The sequence below is a fragment of the Candidatus Accumulibacter vicinus genome (assembly GCF_000584955.1).
Taxonomy (GTDB): domain Bacteria; phylum Pseudomonadota; class Gammaproteobacteria; order Burkholderiales; family Rhodocyclaceae; genus Accumulibacter; species Accumulibacter vicinus.
This window is the reverse complement of sequence record NZ_JDSS02000048.1, coordinates 6,111-6,459: the sequence shown is the minus strand read 5'-3', so window position 1 is coordinate 6,459 and position 349 is coordinate 6,111. Positions and strand designations below refer to the sequence as shown.

The following is a 349-nucleotide window of genomic DNA, read 5'->3' as shown; positions in this document are numbered from 1 at the left end:
CCAGTGCGACCAGCCGCGCGCCTGGCAGCGGCGCGCGATCAGGTCGAGCAACAGCGCCGGTTCGCCGGCAACCCGGCCGAAGCCCTGTTTGGCCGACCATTCGAGCAGGTCATGGAGAAAGGTTCCGGCCTCGGCGCCACGCGGAAAATCGTGCAGCGAGCCGGGAGCGGGGACCGCCGGTCGCGTCTGGCTTGCGCCAGGCGGCGAACCGTCCGCAACGGCAGCGGCGTTCTGCGCTGCCCGGCTTTCCAGGAAAACGTCTTCCCCCGGAGTGTCGGCAGCACTCGCGGATACAGCAGCCGCTGCCTCGCCGACGGTCTTCAGTGCCGAGTAGCTGGCGACCCACCAG

Annotated in this window: 1 protein-coding gene; it reads right to left on the bottom strand. The window is 70.2% G+C overall.

Features of this window, described 5'->3' with window-relative positions:
• On the bottom strand, window positions 1–349 hold a 349-nt coding region (locus CAPSK01_RS24090; protein WP_273704132.1), incomplete at both ends, for a hypothetical protein.